The organism is Achromobacter animicus, from assembly GCF_902859585.1.
GTDB classification, from domain to species: Bacteria; Pseudomonadota; Gammaproteobacteria; order Burkholderiales; family Burkholderiaceae_B; genus Achromobacter; species Achromobacter animicus.
Genome location: NZ_CADIJM010000005.1, coordinates 216453 through 232948, shown reverse-complemented (window position 1 = coordinate 232948; position 16496 = coordinate 216453). Strand labels below are relative to the sequence as shown.

17 protein-coding genes are annotated in these 16496 nt (G+C 64.3%); 5 read left to right on the top strand and 12 right to left on the bottom strand.

Annotated features, from left to right (window positions below):
• Positions 1 to 27: 27 nt before the first annotated feature.
• Positions 28 to 390, bottom strand: coding sequence for a hypothetical protein (locus HV681_RS15255; RefSeq protein ID WP_175123709.1), 363 nt, complete (start codon positions 388 to 390; stop codon positions 28 to 30).
• Between HV681_RS15255 and HV681_RS15250 the strand changes: the two genes are divergently transcribed.
• Positions 389 to 1798, top strand: a complete 1410-nt coding sequence (locus HV681_RS15250) for an aminotransferase-like domain-containing protein (protein WP_175123865.1) — start codon at positions 389 to 391, stop codon at positions 1796 to 1798. The genes HV681_RS15255 and HV681_RS15250 overlap by 2 nt on opposite strands.
• A 53-nt stretch (positions 1799 to 1851) precedes the next feature.
• Here the strand turns inward: HV681_RS15250 and HV681_RS28125 are convergent, their stop codons facing one another.
• From HV681_RS28125 to HV681_RS15220, 6 genes are all read right to left on the bottom strand, one after another.
• Positions 1852 to 2034: a pyrroline-5-carboxylate reductase dimerization domain-containing protein gene (locus HV681_RS28125; RefSeq protein ID WP_239216544.1), complete on the bottom strand. Its 183-nt coding sequence runs from the start codon at positions 2032 to 2034 to the stop codon at positions 1852 to 1854.
• Between the two features lie 187 nt (positions 2035 to 2221).
• Positions 2222 to 3511 (bottom strand): TRAP transporter large permease, encoded by a 1290-nt coding sequence (locus HV681_RS15240; protein WP_175123864.1) that lies wholly within the window; start codon positions 3509 to 3511, stop codon positions 2222 to 2224.
• 3 nt (positions 3512 to 3514) lie between these two features.
• Complete coding sequence (locus tag HV681_RS15235; RefSeq protein WP_175123863.1) at positions 3515 to 4123, bottom strand: TRAP transporter small permease subunit; 609 nt, start codon at positions 4121 to 4123, stop codon at positions 3515 to 3517.
• 16 nt (positions 4124 to 4139) lie between these two features.
• Positions 4140 to 5198 (bottom strand): TRAP transporter substrate-binding protein, encoded by a 1059-nt coding sequence (locus HV681_RS15230; RefSeq protein ID WP_175123862.1) that lies wholly within the window; start codon positions 5196 to 5198, stop codon positions 4140 to 4142.
• 60 nt (positions 5199 to 5258) lie between these two features.
• The gene (locus HV681_RS15225; RefSeq protein ID WP_175123861.1) at positions 5259 to 6641 is read right to left on the bottom strand and encodes an amidase; all 1383 of its coding nucleotides are present in this window, start codon (positions 6639 to 6641) and stop codon (positions 5259 to 5261) included.
• Positions 6638 to 7321 carry an RraA family protein gene (locus tag HV681_RS15220; RefSeq protein ID WP_175123860.1) on the bottom strand — a complete coding sequence of 228 codons (684 nt, stop codon included), beginning with the start codon at positions 7319 to 7321 and terminating at the stop codon, positions 6638 to 6640. The genes HV681_RS15225 and HV681_RS15220 overlap by 4 nt, the downstream gene beginning before the upstream one ends.
• A 114-nt stretch (positions 7322 to 7435) precedes the next feature.
• Between HV681_RS15220 and HV681_RS15215 the strand changes: the two genes are divergently transcribed.
• On the top strand, positions 7436 to 8368 hold the full coding sequence (locus tag HV681_RS15215; protein ID WP_175123859.1) for a LysR family transcriptional regulator: 933 nt from the start codon (positions 7436 to 7438) through the stop codon (positions 8366 to 8368).
• 83 nt (positions 8369 to 8451) lie between these two features.
• On the opposite strand, the gene HV681_RS15210 is transcribed toward HV681_RS15215, so the two are convergent.
• Positions 8452 to 9450 carry a Bug family tripartite tricarboxylate transporter substrate binding protein gene (locus HV681_RS15210; protein WP_254594982.1) on the bottom strand — a complete coding sequence of 333 codons (999 nt, stop codon included), beginning with the start codon at positions 9448 to 9450 and terminating at the stop codon, positions 8452 to 8454.
• A gap of 242 nt (positions 9451 to 9692) precedes the next feature.
• Here HV681_RS15210 and HV681_RS15205 point away from each other — a divergent pair, with 242 nt between their 5' ends.
• Together HV681_RS15205 and HV681_RS15200 are read left to right on the top strand one after the other, a co-directional pair.
• Positions 9693 to 10664, top strand: a complete 972-nt coding sequence (locus HV681_RS15205; RefSeq protein ID WP_175123857.1) for a bifunctional helix-turn-helix transcriptional regulator/GNAT family N-acetyltransferase — start codon at positions 9693 to 9695, stop codon at positions 10662 to 10664.
• A gap of 6 nt (positions 10665 to 10670) precedes the next feature.
• Complete coding sequence (locus HV681_RS15200) at positions 10671 to 11552, top strand: DMT family transporter (RefSeq protein WP_175123856.1); 882 nt, start codon at positions 10671 to 10673, stop codon at positions 11550 to 11552.
• A 44-nt stretch (positions 11553 to 11596) separates the two neighbouring features.
• Here HV681_RS15200 and HV681_RS15195 read toward each other — a convergent pair whose 3' ends face one another.
• The 3 genes from HV681_RS15195 to msuE form a co-directional block, all read right to left on the bottom strand.
• Entirely contained in the window at positions 11597 to 12625 is a 1029-nt protein-coding gene (locus tag HV681_RS15195) for a methionine synthase (RefSeq protein ID WP_175123855.1), read from the bottom strand.
• Positions 12626 to 12652: 27 nt separating this feature from the next.
• Positions 12653 to 13636, bottom strand: a complete 984-nt coding sequence (locus HV681_RS15190) for a DUF1852 domain-containing protein (RefSeq protein ID WP_175123854.1) — start codon at positions 13634 to 13636, stop codon at positions 12653 to 12655.
• Between the two features lie 110 nt (positions 13637 to 13746).
• Entirely contained in the window at positions 13747 to 14328 is a 582-nt protein-coding gene (gene msuE / locus HV681_RS15185; protein WP_175123853.1) for an FMN reductase, read from the bottom strand.
• A gap of 172 nt (positions 14329 to 14500) precedes the next feature.
• Between msuE and HV681_RS15180 the strand changes: the two genes are divergently transcribed.
• Positions 14501 to 15499 carry a LysR family transcriptional regulator gene (locus HV681_RS15180; protein ID WP_254594981.1) on the top strand — a complete coding sequence of 333 codons (999 nt, stop codon included), beginning with the start codon at positions 14501 to 14503 and terminating at the stop codon, positions 15497 to 15499.
• A gap of 23 nt (positions 15500 to 15522) precedes the next feature.
• On the opposite strand, the gene HV681_RS15175 is transcribed toward HV681_RS15180, so the two are convergent.
• Positions 15523 to 16446: a LysR family transcriptional regulator gene (locus HV681_RS15175; RefSeq protein WP_175123852.1), complete on the bottom strand. Its 924-nt coding sequence runs from the start codon at positions 16444 to 16446 to the stop codon at positions 15523 to 15525.
• Between the last annotated feature and the right edge of the window lie 50 nt (positions 16447 to 16496).

Below are 16496 nucleotides of genomic sequence, written 5' to 3'. Positions count from 1 at the left end.
CATCATCTCGGGGTGAAGCTGATCTGCTCAACGTTCCTGAGATAGCGCCTTGAGGCTTTCAAGGCGTTCCATCTCCTTTTTCTCTTTCTCTTTTCTAGCGCCTTCGCGATGCGACTTGATGGCGAGGAACATGCACACGCCCAGCACGCCGAGCTTGAACGTACCGAAGGCTAAAGGGACCCAGAAATTCATCATTTCCTCAAAACGCTGCTTGAGCAGCTTGATCGCTACGCGCGGACGCTGAACCGGATCAGGAACGCGCGGAGCAAGTGCTAAAATCCATACAAGATTGCCAATTCTACTGCCAAAATCCATACAAGCAGTTGAATTGTCCGGCCCGACCCTCCTTGCCACCCGCGGAAGTGGCCAAAAACCCAAAAAATCAAACATGGCTCTCTCGCGTCGTCTGAAAAAAGCAAGCCTGTCGTGGGTGCGGCCCCTGACCCCCGGCGCGGGCTCGCGGTATCAGCAAATCGCCACGCAGATCGTCACCGCGGTGGAGGATGGAGTTCTCCGGCCGGGTGATCGCCTTCCCACGCAGCGTGAACTGGCCCAGACATTGGGCGTCGATCTCACGACCGTCACGCGGGCGTATTCGGAAGTTCGCCAGAAAGGGATTCTGGAAGCACAGGGGGCCGGCGGGACTTATGTGGCGTATGCCGGGTCGGCAACAGGCGGCACGATCGATCTGGGGATGAACATCCCGCCGTTGCTCGGCAGTGCCGCGTTTTCGCAGATGCTTGCAGAAGGCAGCGGCTCGACGCAGGCCGCGGCAAGCTCGATGGATCTGATGAGCTATCACGTGGGGGCGGGGGATGCACGGCATCGTGCAGCCGGCGCGAAATGGCTGCAGCCGGTGCTGGGCAGCGTGGACACTGACCGGATCGTGGTCTGCCCCGGCGCCCAAACCGCGATCGCAGCCCTGCTTCTGGCCAGGAGCCAGGCCGGAGATGCGATTGCGTGCGATGCGCTGACCTACCCGGGCTTCCTGGCTGCGGCCCGCCTGCTGCAGCGCTTGGCCGTCGGGGTGGAGTCGGATGCATTCGGCATGGACCCCGCCGACCTCGAGCGCGTGTGCCGAAAACATCGTCCGGCAATGCTGTACTTGAATCCGACGATTCAGAACCCGACCGCGCTGACGCTGTCCTCCGCGCGGCGAACCGAGCTGCTGCGGGTGGCCAAGAAATTTTCGCTGCCGGTTATTGAAGATGATCCGTATTGGCTGTTGGCTGAGCAGCCGCCGAGCACGATGTTTTCGGTTGCCGCCAACACGTTGTCGACGCCGGTCTACTACGTGTCGACGCTATCGAAATGCATCGCGCCCGGCCTGCGGACCGCATACCTGGTCGTACCTGCCGGCGAGCCGTTGACGCCCGTGCTTGATGCCCTGCGCTCGCTGGCGCTGATGCCCACGCCCTGGATGACGGAGATGGCGTCGACGTGGATCGAATCTGGCGCTGCGGTGCAATGGATGGCGCAGGTCAAGCGTGAGCTGCAGCATCGGCAAGCCATTGCGGCGTCGATCCTGCCGGGGGAGATTCAGGCCGACCCGAACGGGCTGCATCTCTGGCTGCAGTTGCCGGGTCATATCGATCTGTACCGGCTGATTCAAACCGCGCTTGAACAAGGTGTGAGTGTCACGGATTCGGCATCATTTGCGACGGGAGCGTTCAGTCCCTTGGCGCTCCGTGTGTCGTTGGGGGGCGCGATTGATCGGACACGTTTGACGCACGGGCTGAACCGGTTGGCGGACTTGCTCAACGGCGACATGGCCGGGCGGGTTTCAGACGGTGTCTGAGTTGCCGAGGCGTTCAGTCCCCGTCCTCGGCTTCAGGCCTTGCGGGAACGCCTTTAGGATTCACGAGCGGTCGATGCGCCCGCGTCGACGGCCCGTTGAATCGCCCCTTCGAATCCCGCGTGGATCGCGGCACGCAGCGCTGCGGCGGTAGTGCCGTTGTAGTCCAGGAACTGGTGGGCCACGTCGCCGGGCTGATGGTGTTCATCGCCGAGTAACTGCGCAGCATCGCGAACCACGTCCAGTGCGGCCCGCAACGCAACGTGCTCAGGCCGCCCAAGCGAAACGGCGACATCCGTGTGTTCGATTCAACTCCACGCGGTGAGGGTTAAGGCGGCCGGCTGCCTGGCGTGGGCTGCCGGCGGGACTAATGCATCTGCTCGAAAAAATGGTACTCCGCTCGAGCGTGCACCCACCGCGCCTCGTTCACAGCGTAGCCATCTGCCCCGGCAACCACAGCGCCAGCTGCGGCACCGCCAGCAGCAGCACGATCATCAGCAACAGCATCGCCAGGAACGGCAGCACGCCCACCACCACATCCATGAACTTCCCCTGCCCGCGCACGCTATGCACCACGAAAAGATTCATGCCAAATGGCGGCGTGAGCTGGCCCATTTCGCACAGCACGATCAGCAGCACGCCGAACCACACCGGGTCATAGCCCAGCGCGATGACGATCGGTACGGTGAGCGGCGCGGTGGTGACCAGCATGGCAAGCGTGTCCATGAAGCAGCCGAGCAGGATGTAGAACAGGATGATGGCCAGCATCATGCCCAGCGGCGGCAGGTCCAGGCTGGTCACGGCATTGACCAGCAAGGTGGTCAGGCCGATCGAGGACAGCACGAAGTTCAGGAAGAACGCGGCCAGCGTGATCAGGATGATCATGCCGGTGGTGCGCAGTGTGGCTTCGAAGGCGCGGCCCAGCATTTCCCAGGTCAGCACGCGCTTGTAGGCGCACAGCAGGGTGGCGGCCACTACACCCAGCGCGGCCGACTCGCTGGCGGTGGCGATGCCGCCGTAGATCACGCCAATCACCAGCGCGAAGATCGCGAGCGGCGGCAGCAGGTGCGGCAGGGCGGCGATGCGTTCGGACCAGCTCACCGCGGGGCGTTTGCCGGCGAGGCCCGGACGCAACAGGCACAGGCCCACGATCAGCGCGATGAACAGCCCGGTGAGCAGGATGCCCGGCAGCGTCGCGGCCAGATAGAGCTTGGGCACCGACACGTTGGCGATCAGCGCGTACACGATCATGTTGATCGAGGGCGGGATCAGGATGCCGAGCGTGCCGCCGGCCGCGATCGAGCCCAGGAACAGCGGCGCGTTGTAGCCCGACTTGCGTTGCTCCGGCAGGGCCAGCGTGGCGATTGTGGCGGCGGTTGCCACACTGGAGCCGCTGGTGGCCGAGAACATGGCGGAGGCGCCGATGTTGGCGTTCATCAGGCCGCCCGGCAGCCACGACACCCATTTGGACACGGCGCCATACATGCGGCCGGCGACGCCGGAATGCACCAGCAGCTCGCCCATCAGCACATACAGCGGAATCGCGACCAGCAGGAATTCGGCGCTGGTGCCCCAGGCCAGTTCACCGATGGCGTTGGTCAGTTTCAGCGGGGAATAGACGCCGGCCAGGCTCATGCCCAGGAGGCCCACGGTGGCGGCCGCGGTCACGCTCAGCGCCAGGAGGCCGAGCAGCATGGAAATCGTCATTATCAGCATGGCTCACTCCTGGGGTTGCGTGCGCGCGGGTACGGGTGCGTCGGCGGTTTCTTCTTCGATGCCCTCCTCCACCGAGTGGATGCCGATCAGCGCATTGACCGCCTGCCAGCGGCCGCGCATCACGCGGCCCAGCGCGCTGGCGCCGAGCACCACGATGGTGAGCAGGAAGAACGCGTAGCCGGCGAACCAGAGCGATTGCGGGATCCATTGCGGCACCTGCAGCGGCGTGTTGGACACCGACTGGAAGGCGATGGAGTCGGCCAGCACGAACCATGCGTGCCACGTCAGCGTGCCCACGAACAGGCCCAGGCAAGCCAGCGCGAACAGGTCGAGCACGACGCGCGTCTTGGCGGGAAGATGCGTGTAGACCACGTCGACCCGGATGTGCGAGCGGCGTAGCAAGGTGATGGGAAAGGCCCAGGCGCTGGCCACCGCCAGCGTGTAGCCGGCCAGCTCGTCGGCGCCGCCGAGCGAGACGCCCGCGACCTTGCGCGCGATCAGGTCGGCCACGATGAGCCAGGACACGAGCAGCAGCCCGAGGCCGCCTATCCAGGCGCCGATGCGGGCCACGCGGTCGAGCAGGCGTAGCGAACCATGCGTTTCTGTCGTCATGAGATTTCCTTGAAGTTCAGCGCAGCGTCACGCCCAGGGCCTGGCCCACGGACGCGCTCCAATTGGCGGCGCATTCCTCGCCGCAGCGCCGCGCCCAGCGGCTCGCCATTTCGGTGGCGACCTCGCGCAATGTGGCGCGCTCGGCCTCGGTGGGCGCGGTGGCCTGCATGTCGGCCTGGGTGTGGATGCGGCATTCGCCCTGTCCGGTGTTGCAGGCAAGCGCATAGTCGCCCTCGCGGCCGGTCTCGTCCCACAGGCGATCTTCCAGCACCTTCGCCTCCTTGAGCATGAACTGCTGCACGGCGGGATCCAGCTTCTGCCAGCGGCGTTCGGCGATGGCGTAAAAGCCGATGGACCAGTCGATGGGAAGCAGGTAAAGATTCTTGGCGACGTCGTACCACTTCGCGGCGTTGCCCGAGCCGATGCCGGTCACCGCGCAATCGACCACGCCGGTCTGCAGCGCGGGGATGACCTCGGCAAACGGTATGGTCACCGGCGACGCGCCCAGCGCGCGAACGTATTCGGCCATGTTGCTGCCGCGGGTGCGCACCTTGCGGCCCTTCAGATCGGCCAGGGTCTTAACCGGTGCGCGGCAGAAGAACACCTGTGCGGTGTACGGCACCGTGGCCAGCAGCCGCACACCGTGGCGCTTGAGCATGCGCTGTTCCAGCACCGGCCGGTAGGCCGCCACCATCTTGCGCGCGGTGGCGTAGTCGGTCGCCATGCCGGGCAGGTCGACGCCTTCGAAGGTGGGGTCGTCGCCGCTGACGAAGGCGAACACGCCCATGCCGACGTCAAGCGCGCCGGCGCGCATCAGGCGCACGATCTCAGGGCCTTTCAGGCCGCTCTCGGACAGGCCGATCAGCTCGGCCGTGACCTTGCCGCCGGAGGCTTCGGGCAGGGTCTTTTCCCAAAACGGCTTTTCAACCGCGCCGAAGGTGTAGTTGTGACTGCCGCCGCCGACGACCGCGAAGTGGGTTTCGGGCAAGGCGGCGGTCTGCGCGCGGGCGGGCCCGGCCGCGGCGAACGAGGTTGCCGCGGCCGCCAGCAGCGCCGCCAGAATGCTTCGTTTCATGTTTTTCCCCCTGTTTGTGTATGGGCACGCGCGCTGCGCGCGCCCTGCCACGGCATCGGGTTATGCCGTGGTCGCTTGCGCACGCGTGTCGGCGCGCACGCGATGCCAATCGGAATGACGCTGGAAGACCTCGGCCAGAAACAGCGCCAGCCGGTCTTCGCCGCCCGGGCAGAGAATCTGCAGGCCGGTGGGCAGATCCGCGTCGTCGCGGCCGTTGGGCACCGAGACGCCGCACATCTGCAACAGATTGCCGATGCGTGTGTAGTGGACGGGCGCGTTGCCGTGATCGACCTCGTCGAGCGGCAGCGCGGTGGTGAGCGTGGTGGGCGTCAGCAGTCCCGCCATGCCCTGCAGCCGCGACTCCATCGCCGCTTGCAGGCGGTCGCGCTCGCGCAGCGCGGCGAGGTAGCGCAAGGCCGGCACGTCGAGGGCAGCAAGCAGGCGAGGCCGCACCGAGTCGTCAACGGGAAGGTCGAGGTCGGTCATCTCGCGCTCGAACGACGCCACGCCTTCGGTCATCATGATGTCGCCCGTCACGGCCTTGAACTCGGACAGCGTGGCGGGCGGTGTGATTTCGACGATCTGCGCGCCAAGGCTCTGATACAGCGCGATGGAGGCTTCATAGGCGCGTCGCACGGCGGGCGTGACGTCATTGAGGAACGCCTCCGGCAGACGGCCCAGCGTGGCGCCGGCAATGCCAAAGCGCGACGCGTCGAGCGGCTCGCGCCACTCGCCGGGCTCAACCGGCACCAGCGCGTCGAACACCAGGCGCGCGTCCGCGGCGCTGTGCGCGAAGATACCTACGCTGTCGAGCGTCTGGCTCAGCGTGACCACGCCGTGCGCCGAGATGCGGCCCACGGTCGGCTTGAAGCCCGTGATGCCGCAGTAACTGGCGGGCACGCGCACCGAGCCGCCGGTATCGGTGCCGATGGCGGCCGGCGCCAGGCGTCCCGCGACCGCAACCGCGGAGCCGCTGCTCGATCCGCCGGGGATGCGGTGCACGCGGTCATCCCACGGATTGCGCGGCGTGCCCATGTGCTGATTGGGCCCCCACGCGCCCATGGCAAACTGCACCATGTGGGTCTTGCCCAGGATAATGGCGCCGGCGCGCTGCAATTGCCGCACCAGTTCGGCCGTGTGCGAGGCAATGGTGTTGGCGTGGATGGGCGAGCCGATGGTGGTGGGCTGGCCGGCGATGTCGATCAGGTCTTTAAGTGCGATCGGCACGCCGTGCAGCGGGCCGAGCCAGATGCCCTGGTCCAGTTGCAGGTCGGCTGCGCGTGCGGCGGCCAGCGCCTCGTCTGCGTATACGGCCACGTAGGCGTGCAGCCAGCCGTCGAGCGCGGCGATGCGCGCAAGGTAGTCACTCACCAGCGCTTCGGATCGCAGCTCGCGGCGGCGCAGCCGCTGCGCGAGGTCGGTGATGTCGAGGTCGATGCTCATGCGTTTGCTCCTTGGGCTGCCGCGATGGCGCGTTCGATCAGCGCGCGCGAGCCCACGATGTCGGGGAATTTCTCGCCGGCACGCAGGCGCGCCAGCGTGGTCTGCTCCTGGGTCTGGAAGTCGATAGCCTGCTGCGCGGCGGCGCGCACGGCGGCGCGATCAAGCACCAGCACGCCGTTTTCGTCGGCCAGGACGGCCGCGCCGGGCCGCACCGTGACGCCACCGCAGTGGATCGTGCCGCAGAATTCGCCCTCGTGACCCAGCAAGCGCGTGGTGATGGGAGAAGGCCCGCGCGACCACACCGGCATGCCGTGCTGGCGCAATTCGCCAAGATCGGTCACAAGGCCGTCCACGATGATGCCGGCCACGCCGGCCTGCTTGGCGGCGTAGGCCATGGCGCCGCCGAAGGCAGCCGTCACGGCCTCGCCAGCCCGGTCGATCACCAGCACGTCGCCGGGACGCACGCAGGCCATCGCATGATGCAGAATGCCGCCGTCGTTGCCGGGCATGCGCACCGTCACGGCCGGTCCGGCAATGCGCACGTCCTGCTGATGCGCACGGATGTCGCCGCGCATGAAGCCGGTGGTCTGGAAGTGCCCGATGGTGGCCGGCTCCGCCTTCAGCAACAGCGCCAGATCTTCATGCGGCAAGGCCTCGGGCATGGGATGAATCAGATACATCGCTTGTCTTCACTACAATGAAAAAGGCTCGGAAGCCGGTGAAAAAAAGGTATCACGCGGGCTTTCCGGGCCAATAATCAAAGTTTCGGCGCAGTTTGAAAAAGAGTTCTTATCATGCGGATAACCCTAAGCCAGCTTGAGGCCTTTTACTGGACCGCCAAGCTGGGCAGCATCCACGCGGCCGCGCGCCATTTGCACGTGACGCAGCCGGCCGTCTCGGCCCGCATCCGCGAACTTGAAGGCGCGTTGGAGGTGCAGCTGTTTGATCGCTCGCGCCAGCGCGTGACGTTGACCGATGTGGGGCAGTCGGCGTTGCGTCATGCCGAGAGCGCGTTGCACAGCACGCGCCAGCTCGAACACTTTGGCAAGGATCGCAGCCTGGGCGGCAAGTTGCGGCTGGGCGCGGACGAGTGCTCGGCGAACGTAGGCCTGACCGCGGTGATCGCACAGCTCAAGGAACACTATCCCTCGCTCGCGCTGGAGATGACGGTGGACGTGGGGTCGGTGCTCAACAGCAAGCTCAACGCGGGCGAACTGGACATGGCGCTGCTGACCAATCCGGCCACGGGCGACACCATCACCGACGTGTTCATCGGCTGGATGACGTTCCATTGGGTGGCCTCGCCCACGCTGCACATCACGGCCGATCCGTTCCGCGCAGAGCACGCGCGCGGCCATCACATCGCCACGCACTCGCCGCCTTCCACGCTCTACACCGTGGTTGAAAACTGGCTGGCGTCGGGCGGTGTCGATATGTCTGGGCCCAGCACCACCAATTCGCTGGCGCTGATCTCACGCCTGATCGCGGCGGGCCACGCCATCGGCATTCTGCCCGTGCCGCTTTTGCAGGACATGCTGACCATGGGCGTGTTGCGCGCCCTGCCCGCCGATCCGCCGATTCCGCCGGCGCGTTTCTATATCTCGTATCTGACCGCCTCGCATGGTGCGCACATCGACTCGATCGTGGACATCACGCGCGACACGCTCATGCGCCTGAACTTCCTGGCGCCGATCGACGCCGCGCCTGCGAACGCTGGCCAGGCATGACAACGGGGCCGCGCTAGCGGCCCCGATCCGGCTTCATGTTATCGCGCACGGCACGGGCCGCCCGGACCGTGCAGCGTCACGCATCAATCGATGCGCGCGCCGGACACCCGCACGACCTCGCCCCACTTCTGCACTTCGGCATCCACCAGCGTCACGAATTGCTTGCGATCCGTGAGCTGCGGAATCACCAGGCCGACGGCGCCCAGCTTTTCCTGAATGGCGGGCGACTGCATGGCGGTGCGGGTGGCCTCGAAGAGTTGCTGGAACACCGGCGCCGGCACACCGGCCGGGGCGGACAGGCCAAACCAGTATTCGGACGAGAAACCCGGATAGCCGCTTTCCGCCACGGTGGGCGTGTCGGGATAGGTGGGATTGCGCTTGGCGCTGCCAATGGCAAGCGCGCGCAGCTTGCCGGCGCGCACGTGCGGCAGCGCCGTGTCCTGATTGACGAACAGCACGTCCACGCGACCCGCCAGCACGTCGTTGATGGCAGCCGAGCCGCCGTTGTAGGGCACATGCATGATGTCGAGCTTGGCGCGCTGCTTGAGCATTTCCATGCCCAGATGGCCGGTGGTGCCGTTGCCCGACGATGCGTAGGAGTATTTGCCGGGCTCTTTCTGCACCAGCGCGACGAACTCGGCCAGCGTCTTGGCCGGAAAGCCGGGTGCGGTCACCAGCACGTCGGCGCCGAAGGCCAGGATTGCGATCTGGTCGAGCTGATCGAGCTTGTAGGGCAGCTTGCTGTAGAGGCCCTGGTTGGTGGCGATGCCCACACCCGACACGAGCAGCGTGTGGCCGTCGGGGCGCGCCTGGGTCACGTACGCGGTGCCGATGTTGCTGTTGGCGCCGCCCTTGTTCTCGACCACGATGGTGGTCTTGAGCGCTTTACCCATCTCGGAGGCGAGCAGCCGGCCGATGAAGTCGGTGCCTCCGCCGGCGGGGAACGGCACGACCAGGCTGATGGGCTTGTCGCCCGGGAAGTCGGCAGCCCGGACTGGCGCGGCGGTCATGCCCAGCGCCAACCCGGCGATCAGCGCCGGCGCCATCAACTTCAAGAACGTGCTGCGAACGGTCGATGCCATCCCTGCCTTGCGGCATGCTTTTCCCACGGCGTGCATGGTGTGATTCCCTTGAGTGTTATGAAGCGAGCTTTGAATTGCAGGGAAAAATTAGCACGCGGGTTTGAAGCGCCAGTAATCACAAATGCCCGCTGATTTGAGAGATTCTTGTTATTACGGGTTATCCCGGCGTGGAAATCTGCTTGACAGGTTTGGTTGTGTTGAACAACATAGTCGTTGTGCAATACAACTTAATGGGATGCACCATGCAGATGCCCGCCAAATCGATAGACGAGATCCGAGCCGCGTCGCGCACGATTGTGCGCGAGCTGGGCTTCATGCGGCCGACCTTGGCGGGCACCGCCTACTCCGCTTCAGCTGTGCACGCGTTGCTGGAAATCGATGCCCAGGGCATGGTGGCGGCGGCCCACCTGGTCAGCGCGCTTGGTCTGGAGAAATCCAGTGTCAGTCGCATGCTGTCCAAACTCATCGCCGCGGGCGAGATTGCCGAGTCGGCCACGCCGGAGGATGCGCGACTGAAGCAACTGACGCTGACCGGCAAGGGCAAGGCGTTGGTCAAGCGTATCCACGCCTACGGACGGAATCAGGTCACCACGGCGATGGCGCACTTGAATCCCTCGCAACAGCAGGCGGTCGCGCAAGGGTTGTCGGAGTACGCCAGAGCGCTCAAGGCCAGCCACGGGACTCAGTCATCGGCCGCGCTGGATACGGTGCAGATCGTGTCGGGATATCGACCCGGTCTGGTGGGACGCGTGGCCGAGATGCATGCGGCCTTCTATTCAAAGCACTCGGGCTTTGGCCAATTCTTCGAAAGCCAGGTGGCCGCGGGGATTGCCGAGTTTACGGGGCGGCTCGGCGAGCCGTGCAATGGGGTGTGGACGGCGATCCAGAACGACCGGATTGTGGGCTCCATCGCCATAGACGGCCAAGACCTCGGCAACAACCAGGCGCATCTGCGCTGGTTCATCCTGGATGACGGATGCCGCGGCGGCGGGATCGGCCGAAAGCTGATCGGAACTGCCCTGGATTTCTGTGACCGGTTCGGTTTTCCCGAGTGTCAGTTGTGGACCTTCAAGGGCCTCGATGCAGCGCGCAAGTTGTATGAGTCCGTGGGCTTCAAGCTCGTGCACGAGGAAGACGGCCAACAGTGGGGAAGCATCGTCACAGAGCAGCAATTCACCAGGATTAAACCCGCGTCCAGCCACCAACCTGGGTGAACTTCCATGCGGACCGAGCTCAACGCAATCGCTGCCGCGGCGGCGGTGGGGGTGCTCGTTGGCGCGGCGATGGTTTCCACAAGCGTGGTGTCCAGTGCCGTCTCGCCCGCCACTCTGGCGTTTCTGCGCTATCTGATCGGAGCCGCAGTCCTGCTGCTGCCGATTGGTTCGGCCGCACGAACACCCTTCAGGGTCAAGGATGCCGCGGCCATCGCCGCGCTGGGCATTTTTCAGTTCGCGGTATTGGTGCTATTGCTCAACCATGCGCTGCTGACAGTGTCGGCAACCGTGTGCGCGCTTGTGTTTGCCACGATGCCGCTGGTGACGATGTGTCTTGCGGTGCTCACAGGCAAGGAGCCATTCAGTGGCCGAGGCCTGGTTGGCGTGTGCATCGCGGTTGCCGGGGTTGCATATCTGCTGCTGATGCCTTCCGAGTCCTCGGCAGGCATGGCGAACAGCGGCTGGGGCGTGTTGGCTTTGGTTTCGGCCACCGTCGTCGGCGCCGTGACGAGCATTCTGTACGCGCCATACCTGCGCCGCTATCCGGCGCTTGCGACCTGCCGGCTGGCGATGGTTTCGGCGGTCGTGTTCTTGTTGGGATTCTGCGCCCTCACGTCGCAGCCGCTGATTCCCGCGCTGAATCGGCTGGAATGGGCCAACGTCGCGTTCGTTGGGCTATCGAGCGGTCTGGGCTATTTTTGCTGGTTGTGGGCGCTGGGCAAGCTGGCGGCAAGCAAGGTCACCGCCTTCCAAGCCCTTGGCCCGGTGGCCGCTGCGATTATCGAGTCGATCCTGTCACAACGGCTTCCGCCGATGGCGGTGCTGGTCGCCCTCGCGATGGTCGCCGCGGGCCTGGTCATTGCAACACGCAGGCCGAAGGCGAACTGATCGGAGGTTGCCAGGCACCGCCCAGCCGCTTGCCGCCTGCGACGTCAGGCGGACAGTTCCCGGCGAATGATCTCCGCACCCGCGCTCAGCGCGTTCAGCTTGCCCTTGGCCACCGCGCGCGGCAACGGCGCCATGCCGCAGTTGGTGCACGGGTACAGCTTGTCGGCGTCCACGAACTTGAGCGCCGTGCGCAGCGTGTTGGCGACTTCTTCCGGCGTTTCGACGGTGTGGTTGGCCACGTCGATGGCGCCGACCATCACCTTCTTGCCGCGAATGAGTTCGATGAGGTCGATCGGCACATGCGAGTTATGGCATTCCAGCGAGACGATGTCGATGCTGGACTTCTGCAGCTTGGGGAACGATTCCTCGTACTGGCGCCATTCCGAACCCAGCGTCTTCTTCCAGTCGGTGTTGGCCTTGATGCCGTAGCCGTAGCAGATGTGCACGGCGGTTTCGCACTTGAGGCCTTCGATGGCGCGTTCCAGCGTCGCGACGCCCCAGTCGTTCACTTCGTCGAAGAAGACGTTGAACGCAGGTTCGTCGAACTGGATGATGTCGACGCCGGCGGCTTCGAGTTCGCGGGCCTCCTGGTTCAGGATCTTCGCGAATTCCCAGGCCAGCTTTTCGCGGCTCTTGTAGTGGGCGTCGTACAGCGTGTCGATCATGGTCATGGGACCGGGCAGCGCCCATTTGATCGGCTGCTTGGTCTGCCGGCGCAGGAACTTGGCGTCTTCGACGAAGACGGGCTTCTGGCGGCTGACGGCGCCGACGACGGTGGGCACGCTGGCGTCGTAGCGGTCGCGGATGCGGACGGTTTCGCGCTTTTCGAAATCAACGCCGTCCAAATGCTCGATGAACGTGGTGACGAAGTGCTGACGCGTCTGCTCGCCGTCGCTGACGATGTCGATGCCGGCCAGTTCCTGTTCCTTCAGCGCGAGGATCAGGGCGTCCTGCTTGCCTTCGGTCAGTTGTTCGTCTTGCAGGCTCCAGGGCGACCAGAGCTTTTCGGGCTGGGCAAGCCAGGAGGGTTTGGGCAGGCTGCCGGCGGTCGAGGTGGGCAAAAGCTTTTTCATGGCGGGTGTCCGTCTGTGTTCGGTTTATTAGTGGGAGTGGCTGGCAGCCCATTGATCAAGCACGTGCTTGTACGGCTTGATGAAGTGCGCCTCGGCAAACTTGCCCTGTTTGACGGCCAGCTGGCTGCGTTCGACGCGGTCGTACACGATCTGCGTCAGCGAATAATCCTGGTTCTTGAGGCTGGGTTGATAGCGCTTTCCGGCCGCGGAATTGGCGTTGTAGATTTCGGGGCGGTAGATGCGCTGGAACGCTTCCATCGTGCTGATGGTGCCGATCAGCTCAAGATTGGTGTAGGCGCCCAGCAGGTCGTCCTGGAAATAAAACGCCAGCGGCGCAACGCTGTTCGGCGGCATGAAGTAGCGCACTTGCAGCCCCATCTTTTCGAAGTACTGATCGGTTGGGGAGAATTCGCTTTGCTGATACTCCACGCCCAGGATCGGGTGGTGGTTGTCGGTGCGGTGATAAGTCTTGCTGCTGGAAACGCTGATGCAGATGACCGGCGGCTTCTTGAAGTTTGCCTTGTAGGCTTCGGATTCAACGAAGTGCTTGAACAGCTTTCCGTGCAGGTCGCCGAAATCTTCCGGCGTGCTGAACGTGGATTTGTTGTCGTTGTATTCGGGCAGCAACACGCTGAAGTCGTAGTCGCGCACGTAGGACGAGAAGTTATTCCCGACGATGCCGTCGATGCGGTTGCCGGTCTTCTTGTCGACGATGTTGGTCTTCAACACTTCAATCAGCGGAAACGCATTGGCGTTGCCGTTTGCACCCAGCGTCATCTCGGCGGTGATGATGTCGAGCTCGACGGCGTAGCGATCGCCCGTGGGGTTGTCCCAATGCGCCAGGTCATTGAAACGGCTGTCGATCATCTTCAGCGTGTTGCGCAGATTCTGCTCGCGGCTTTCGCCTCGGGCCAGATTGGCGAAGTTGGTCGTGATGCGCGTGCTGTCCGACGGCTGATAGTTTTCATCGAAGCGAAGGCTTTTGATGCTGAAGGTGAAGTCTTTGTTCATGATGGTCGGATGCAAAAGTACTGCGATAGGCGTGAATTCGGGGTGAACGGGGCCGGCGTTCGCGGAGGCGTTTCTGCGTGGCTTGCTGTGAAAGCCGCTGGGCCTGGGCGTCAGGCCGCGATGGCTTCCACGGCCGCTGCAGATCGCATCTGCCGGGTCAGTTCGACCAGCGGCAGTGCGCGTTGCACGGCCAGTCCGGCACGCTCGATCAGCGCGTCGTTCTTAAGCCGGTAGTCGACGAAGTCCTCGTCGGTGGCGTAGATGCCCAGCGGCAGCGTGCGCGCCTGAAAGAAGCTGAACAACGGCCGCAACTGGTGGTCGATGATCAGCGCATGGCGTTGGCTGCCACCGGTGGCGGCCAGGAGGACCGGCTTGTCGATCAGCGCGTCCTGATGAATGAAATCGAAGAAATGCTTGAACAGGCCGGTATAAGAGCCGCGATAGACGGGCGTTGCCACCACCAGGACATCGGCTTGCTCCACCGCGGTCAACTCGCGCTCGACCGAGTCGGGCAAGTTCGAGCGCCACGTCGCGCCGGCAAGCTGCGGGGCGATCCGCCCCATTTCGACCAGGCGGGGTTCGCAGGGGATTTCATTGGCGATCAGCGTCAGCAGTTCCTCTGCCAGGGCGGTGGTCCTGGAGGGTCGTTGCATGCCGCCGGAAACGGCGACCAAGCGTAGGGGGTGTGTCATCTTTGCTTCCATGAAGCCAATCGGCGCGGAGGGAGTCGACTTGCCATGGAACGTGCGTGTTGATCGGGTCAACGTGCGGAACACAGCGGCAAACAAGAACGCAATGCTAAATATCAAAATCCATGACGTAAAATGGTTTTATTTCACAAATCCATGAATCTAGATCATAAGAATGCTTGAACGTATCCATCTGAGCATCGTCCAGCAGGTCGAAAAACAAGGTTCGTTGACGGCCGCCGCAGGCGTCCTGAACCTGACCCAGTCGGCGCTGAGCCACAGCATGAAGAAGCTGGAGGTGCAGCTCGGCACCGATATCTGGCTGCGCGAAGGAAGACGATTGCGCCTGACGCAGGCGGGCCAATATCTGCTGGCGGTGGCGAACCGGGTGCTGCCGCAACTGGATCTGGCCGAAGAGCGGCTGGGCCAGTTTGCCCAGGGCGAACGCGGCGCGCTGCGCATCGGCATGGAATGCCACCCGTGCTATCAGTGGCTGCTCAAGGTGGTGGCGCCGTATCTGGCCGCGTGGCCGGACGTGGATGTGGACGTCAAACAGAAGTTCCAGTTCGGCGGCATTGGCGCGCTCTTCGGCTACGAGATCGACCTGCTGGTCACCCCCGATCCGCTGTTCAAGCCGGGCCTGAAGTTCGAACCCGTGTTTGACTACGAACAGGTGCTGGTCGTGGCGAAGGGGCATCCGCTGGCGTCGGTTTCCTACGTGAAGCCCGAGCAACTGACGCAGGAAGTGCTCATCAGCTATCCCGTCGATATCGAACGGCTGGACATCTACAACCAGTTCCTCTTGAAGGCCGGCGTCACGCCCAAGCGGCACAAGGCGATCGAAACGACGGACATCATGCTGCAGATGGTGGCCAGCGGGCGGGGCGTGGCCGCGCTGCCGCGCTGGCTGGTCGAGGAGTACGCGGTCAAGATGGATCTGGTGCCGGTGCGCTTGGGTCCGCGCGGTATTCCCAAGCAGATCTTCCTGGGGTCGCGCGAGGCGGACGACGCCCTGGATTACCAGCGGGCGTTCATCGAGATGGCGCGTCAGCCTGCCGCAGCGAAGGCCGCAAATGCCGCCAATGCTGACGCCGGACGTCTAACGGGGGGCATAGGGCGTCTCCTTGGCGTCCCCTTATCGCCCCAGTGGGCTACGAGGAAAACCGTAGGGTGATCGACTGCGATAACAAGAAATGATCAGTCAGGCTGCGGGTCGTCGGCGCCTGACATGTACCGCATGCACAGCTCGCTGAGCCGCAGTAGCGCCGGGGGCAAGGTCTTGCCCTCGAGCGTCACGAAGACGAACTGCGACGACAGCTCCAGCGCCGGGCGCACGTCGACATGCACGAGTTCGCCGCGCGCGATGGCCGGTTGCGCCACGCGGAGCACGCCAAAGAAGACGGTGTCGGTGGTGCGAACCAGGTCGACGAGCGCCTGGATGTCGTTCGACTGGTATTGGATCGCGTCGATGAAGTGGACCGGCGGACCGAAATACGCGTTGAGCCGGTGCATGACCTCGTCGCTCATGGCGCGGCCGCTGGCCGCCACCGCGTAGCGGCGCAGCGCGTCGAAATCCAGGCCGTTCTTGCCGGCCAGCGGATGGCCGGCGCGCACGACAAAGCCCAGCGGGGTGCGCGGAAAAAAGCGCAGGTGCAGGTCGGGGTCGGCGGGGATGTGATTGCGATGCACCACCAGAGCGTCCACCGCGCCTTCGCGCAATTCCTGGACCTGCATCTCGGGCGTGCCGCCGCTCAGCAGCAGCTTGATCGCGGGATAGCGTTCCTTCATGTCGCGCAAGAGCGGCAGCGACAGGATTGCGGTGGGCGTGGGGCCCAGTCCCAGCCGCAGTGTGCCGCCCGCGTAGTCGGCCAGCAGGCTGGCGCTGCGGCGCAATTCGGCCAGTTCCACGCGGATTCTGCGTGCCCGCACGATGGCCAGCTCGCCCAGCGCCGTCAGTGTTTTCCCTTTATCGCGTTCCAGCAGGCGTCCGCCGAGCGTGTCTTCAAGCGCCTGGATGCTGCGGCTGAGCGCGGGCTGCGTCAGGTGCAATTTGGCTGCCGCGCGGCTGAAAGAGCGGGTTTCGACCAGCACGAGGAAGTGTTCGAGCTGTTGAAGATTCATCCGCGTCCCCCGGTTTTATTACGCGCTGATTATGGTTTGATGATGAATTA

Coding starts and splice junctions, on each gene's coding strand:
- HV681_RS15250 (WP_175123865.1), top strand. CDS start 389: ATGGCTCTCTCGCGTCGTCTGAAAAAAGCAAGCCTGTCGTGGGTGCGG.
- HV681_RS15255 (WP_175123709.1), bottom strand. CDS start 390: ATGTTTGATTTTTTGGGTTTTTGGCCACTTCCGCGGGTGGCAAGGAGG.
- HV681_RS15240 (WP_175123864.1), bottom strand. CDS start 3,511: ATGCTGATAATGACGATTTCCATGCTGCTCGGCCTCCTGGCGCTGAGC.
- HV681_RS15235 (WP_175123863.1), bottom strand. CDS start 4,123: ATGACGACAGAAACGCATGGTTCGCTACGCCTGCTCGACCGCGTGGCC.
- HV681_RS15230 (WP_175123862.1), bottom strand. CDS start 5,198: ATGAAACGAAGCATTCTGGCGGCGCTGCTGGCGGCCGCGGCAACCTCG.
- HV681_RS15225 (WP_175123861.1), bottom strand. CDS start 6,641: ATGAGCATCGACCTCGACATCACCGACCTCGCGCAGCGGCTGCGCCGC.
- HV681_RS15220 (WP_175123860.1), bottom strand. CDS start 7,321: ATGTATCTGATTCATCCCATGCCCGAGGCCTTGCCGCATGAAGATCTG.
- HV681_RS15215 (WP_175123859.1), top strand. CDS start 7,436: ATGCGGATAACCCTAAGCCAGCTTGAGGCCTTTTACTGGACCGCCAAG.
- HV681_RS15210 (WP_254594982.1), bottom strand. CDS start 9,450: ATGGCATCGACCGTTCGCAGCACGTTCTTGAAGTTGATGGCGCCGGCG.
- HV681_RS15205 (WP_175123857.1), top strand. CDS start 9,693: ATGCAGATGCCCGCCAAATCGATAGACGAGATCCGAGCCGCGTCGCGC.
- HV681_RS15200 (WP_175123856.1), top strand. CDS start 10,671: ATGCGGACCGAGCTCAACGCAATCGCTGCCGCGGCGGCGGTGGGGGTG.
- HV681_RS15195 (WP_175123855.1), bottom strand. CDS start 12,625: ATGAAAAAGCTTTTGCCCACCTCGACCGCCGGCAGCCTGCCCAAACCC.
- HV681_RS15190 (WP_175123854.1), bottom strand. CDS start 13,636: ATGAACAAAGACTTCACCTTCAGCATCAAAAGCCTTCGCTTCGATGAA.
- msuE (WP_175123853.1), bottom strand. CDS start 14,328: ATGACACACCCCCTACGCTTGGTCGCCGTTTCCGGCGGCATGCAACGA.
- HV681_RS15180 (WP_254594981.1), top strand. CDS start 14,501: ATGCTTGAACGTATCCATCTGAGCATCGTCCAGCAGGTCGAAAAACAA.
- HV681_RS15175 (WP_175123852.1), bottom strand. CDS start 16,446: ATGAATCTTCAACAGCTCGAACACTTCCTCGTGCTGGTCGAAACCCGC.